Origin of the sequence: Pseudomonas sp. SMN11, assembly GCF_052041945.1 — a bacterium.
In the GTDB taxonomy this organism is placed as follows: Bacteria; Pseudomonadota; Gammaproteobacteria; order Pseudomonadales; family Pseudomonadaceae; genus Aquipseudomonas.
This window is the reverse complement of sequence record NZ_JBKGGW010000076.1, coordinates 1-4103: the sequence shown is the minus strand read 5'-3', so window position 1 is coordinate 4103 and position 4103 is coordinate 1. Positions and strand designations below refer to the sequence as shown.

Below are 4103 nucleotides of genomic sequence, written 5' to 3'. Positions count from 1 at the left end.
CGCTTCCCCTTTCCTCCACCCCCTCCTCTCCTCCCCCCCCCCCCCCCCCCCCCCCCCCCCCCGAGGCACCCACAACGCCAGTGCGGCAGGGGTCGGCGAAAAGCCCCACGGCGCACTCAGGCGCCCCGCTCGCAAATCGTCGGCAACCAGGGGTTGTGGCGCGATTGCGACACCCAGGCCGGCAACTGCGGCCTCCAACAGGTAATACAGATGCTCGAACGCCTGGCCGTACTTCAACGCGCCAGACGCCAGCCCTTGTTCTGCCGCCCAGGTAGGCCAAGCCTGCGGACGTGAGGTGGTGTGCAGCAGGGCTTCGTCCAGCAGAGCCTTGGCGGGTGCTGCCTGCAACCGGTCGAAGCCGGCGAAGTGCGGGCTCAGCACCGGGCCGATGCGCTCTTGCGCCAGCACGTGGACCTGCATGTCCGCAGGCCATGGCGGTTCGGCATACACCAGCAACGCATCCAGCCCGGGCCGGCGAGGGTCAAGGTCGCCTTCACCCGCCGACAGATGCAGGCGCAATTCGGGCAGGTCAGCCTTCAAGCGCCCCAAGCGGGGGATGAACCAGCGCGCCAGCAGGCTGCCGGAACAACCCAGCACGAACGGCGCCTCGCCCACATCCCGACTCAACTCGGCGCACACAGTGCGCAGGCGGTCGAACGCCTCGCCGCTGGCGTCACGCAGGCGCATGCCAGCATCTGTGAGTTTGATGCCACGCCCGTCCTTGACGAACAGGGCCACGCCAAGGTGCTCTTCAAGCACCTTGATCTGCCGGCTGACGGCGCCATGGGTGACATGTAGTGCTTCAGCCGCCTGGCTGACGCTGTTGAGCCTGGCAGTGGCCTCGAAGGCTCTTAGGGCATTGAGGGGAGGAAGGTCGTGAGCCATTTTACCTGTGAGTTTTTCTGACAAGTTTGCGCAATCTTATCGGTTTTCAGCCGGGCTTGCCGTGGTTAGAGTAAAGCCCATCACTCATTGATTACGCCCTGGAGCGCCCCATGACCCAGTCCCAATACCGTCCCGGCCCCGACGCCAACGGCCTGTTCGGCTCGTTCGGCGGCCGCTACGTGGCCGAAACCCTGATGCCGCTGGTGCTGGATCTGGCCCGCGAATACGAAGCCGCCAAGGCCGACCCCAAGTTCCTCGAAGAACTGGCCTACTTCCAGCGCGACTACATCGGCCGCCCGAACCCGCTGTACTTTGCCGAGCGCCTGACCGAGCACTGCGGGGGCGCGAAGATCTTCTTCAAGCGTGAAGAGCTCAACCACACCGGCGCGCACAAGGTGAACAACTGCATCGGCCAAGTGCTGCTGGCCAAGCGCATGGGCAAGAAGCGCCTGATCGCCGAAACCGGCGCCGGCATGCACGGCGTGGCCACCGCCACTGTCGCGGCGCGCTTCGGCTTGCCTTGCGTGATCTACATGGGCGCCACCGACATCGAGCGCCAGCAGGCCAACGTGTTCCGCATGAAGCTGCTGGGCGCCGAGATCGTCCCGGTCACCGCTGGCACCGGCACCCTGAAAGACGCCATGAACGAGGCCCTGCGCGACTGGGTCACCAACGTCGACGACACCTTCTACCTGATCGGTACCGTAGCCGGCCCGCACCCGTACCCGGCAATGGTCCGCGACTTCCAGTCGATCATCGGCAAGGAAACCCGCGCCCAGTTGCAAGAGAAGGAAGGCCGCCTGCCAGACAGCCTGATCGCCTGCGTCGGCGGTGGCTCCAACGCCATGGGCCTGTTCCATGAGTTCCTCGAAGAGCCGAGCGTGCAGATCATCGGCGTCGAAGCTGGCGGCCACGGCGTGCACACCGACAAGCACGCTGCCAGCCTGAATGGCGGCGTACCGGGCGTGCTGCACGGCAACCGCACCTACCTGCTGCAGGATGAAGACGGCCAGATCACCGACGCCCACTCGATTTCCGCCGGCCTCGACTACCCGGGCATCGGCCCGGAGCACGCCTACCTGCACGAAGTGAAGCGCGTCGAGTACGTCAGCATCACCGACGACGAAGCACTGGATGCGTTCCACGCCACCTGCCGCCTGGAAGGCATCATCCCGGCCCTGGAAAGCTCCCACGCCCTGGCCGAAGCGATCAAGCGCGCACCGAACCTGCCCAAGGACCACCTGATGGTGATCTGCCTGTCCGGGCGCGGCGACAAAGACATGCAAACCGTGATGAACCACATGGCAGCCCAGGAGAAACAGGCATGAGCCGTCTTGAACAACGCTTCGCCGAACTGAAGGCCGAGGGCCGCTCCGCGCTGGTCACCTTCGTCACCGCTGGCGACCCGGGCTATGACGCTTCGCTGCAGATCCTCAAGGGCCTGCCGGCAGCTGGCGCCGATGTGATCGAACTGGGCATGCCGTTCACCGACCCGATGGCCGATGGCGTGGCCATCCAGCTCGCCACCCTGCGCGCCCTGGAAGCCGGCCAGACCCTGGCCAAGACCCTGCAGATGGTTCGCGAATTCCGTGTGGATAACCACACCACGCCGATCGTGCTGATGGGTTACTACAACCCGATCCACCGTTTCGGTGTGGATAAGTTCGTTGCCGAAGCCAAGCAAGCAGGTGTCGATGGCCTGATCATCGTTGACCTGCCGCCAGAGCACGACGCCGAGCTGGCCACCCCGGCCCAGGCTGCAGGCATCGACTTCATCCGCCTGACCACCCCGACCACCGACGATGCGCGCCTGCCGCGCGTGCTGGAGCGCAGCTCCGGGTTCGTCTATTACGTGTCGGTGGCGGGCGTGACCGGTGCCGGTTCCGCGACTACCGAACACGTGACCGAGGCAATTGCCCGCCTGCGTCGGCATACCAACCTGCCGATCAGCGTCGGTTTCGGTATTCGTACACCGGAGCAGGCCGCCGCGATTGCCCGCTTGGCCGATGGTGTGGTGGTCGGATCGGCGCTGGTAGACAAGATTGCCCAGGCCAAGGATGCCGGTCAGGCAGTGAGCGATGTGCTGAGCCTGTGCTCGGCACTGGCTGAAGGCGTGCGCGGCGCTCGTCGCTGATCCGCGTCGCCTGCTTCGCGGGCGCGCCCGCTCCCACAGGTACAGCGCCGCTCTCAAGGGCTGCGCCGTCCTGGTGGGAGCGGGCGCGCCGCGAAGAGGCCGGCACAGGCTGCACAGGCCTACCCGCCAAAAATCGACAGATTCAAAGGCCGCACAGCCCCCATCCAGATCGCATGATCCCGGTGATCCGCCAGCTCATCCCCGGTCAGCGGATGCAGAAACACCACCAAGCCCTTCCGATACAGCGCCAACCACGGCAATACCACCCCCACGAACTCCGGCTCGAAGGCCAGCTGACAGCTCCAGTCCGGGTGCGGCCCGACCGGTTTCTGGTGCATGCGCCCCATGGTCACGGGAAACAGCCGCGCCGCTTCCTCGCAAAGCTCACGGGCCTGCTCGATAGTGGATGCGTCGTAGTACACGTGGGCGTGGTAACCCTTGATCCTCTGCACGATAACTCCTGATTGCGGTCCAACCATCACCCCCACCTGCAAAGGGAGTAATGCGGTGAAAAATGCCGAAACCCCAGTGTTCAAACTGGTGTTGTTCGGGGCTGAAAGCAGCCTGGGCAATGCCCTGATGAGCGAGCTGCTGACGCGCCAGCACGAGGTTATTGCGGTGGTCAACGACCTCAACCGCCATGCGCCACGCCCTGGCCTGCATTTCAAGATAGGCGGGCTGGGCGATGCCGACCAGGCAGAGCAGGGTGCGGCAGGGGGCTCAGCGGTAATTGCCCTGCTGGCGCCGGGTGATCAGGCGATGCAGGCGCGGGCGAGCGAGGCGCTGCTGGCCGGGCTGGCACGCACGACTATACGCCGGCTGTTGCTGGTGGGCGATTTTGCAGTGCTCGATGAGGCCGTCAAGTACAGCGAGGCGGAGCGCGTATGCGTTGATCAGGTGGTCGATGGGCTACAGCGCAGTTCGTTGCGCTGGACGTTGATCAACATGCCACCAACGCTTTCGGAAGAGGGCTTGGCACGTATAGCTGCGGGGATGGTGGATATGCTGGAGCTGGACTTGCACCGGGGCGAGCACTTGAACTTCGTGGTCTAGATTGCCGGGGCTGCTGCGCAGCCCTTTCCGG

General features: G+C 65.1%; 5 protein-coding genes. 3 read left to right on the top strand and 2 right to left on the bottom strand.

From position 1 onward, the window contains the following. On the bottom strand, positions 1-885 hold an 885-nt coding region (locus ACLEJU_RS28555), incomplete at its 3' end, for a LysR family transcriptional regulator (RefSeq protein ID WP_440776775.1). Positions 886-995: 110 nt separating this feature from the next. Here ACLEJU_RS28555 and trpB point away from each other — a divergent pair. After that, entirely contained in the window at positions 996-2213 is a 1218-nt protein-coding gene (gene trpB, locus ACLEJU_RS28550) for a tryptophan synthase subunit beta (protein ID WP_085676592.1), read from the top strand. Continuing rightward, positions 2210-3019 (top strand): tryptophan synthase subunit alpha, encoded by an 810-nt coding sequence (gene trpA / locus ACLEJU_RS28545; protein WP_110638935.1) that lies wholly within the window; start codon positions 2210-2212, stop codon positions 3017-3019. Before trpB ends, trpA begins: the two co-directional genes overlap by 4 nt. A gap of 119 nt (positions 3020-3138) precedes the next feature. Here the strand turns inward: trpA and ACLEJU_RS28540 are convergent, their stop codons facing one another. Then, entirely contained in the window at positions 3139-3471 is a 333-nt protein-coding gene (locus ACLEJU_RS28540) for a DOPA 4,5-dioxygenase family protein (protein WP_103448362.1), read from the bottom strand. A gap of 55 nt (positions 3472-3526) precedes the next feature. Between ACLEJU_RS28540 and ACLEJU_RS28535 the strand changes: the two genes are divergently transcribed. Next, entirely contained in the window at positions 3527-4072 is a 546-nt protein-coding gene (locus ACLEJU_RS28535) for an NAD(P)H-binding protein (RefSeq protein ID WP_435425657.1), read from the top strand. Positions 4073-4103: the final 31 nt, after the last annotated feature.

Coding starts and splice junctions, on each gene's coding strand:
- trpB (WP_085676592.1), top strand. CDS start 996: ATGACCCAGTCCCAATACCGTCCCGGCCCCGACGCCAACGGCCTGTTC.
- trpA (WP_110638935.1), top strand. CDS start 2,210: ATGAGCCGTCTTGAACAACGCTTCGCCGAACTGAAGGCCGAGGGCCGC.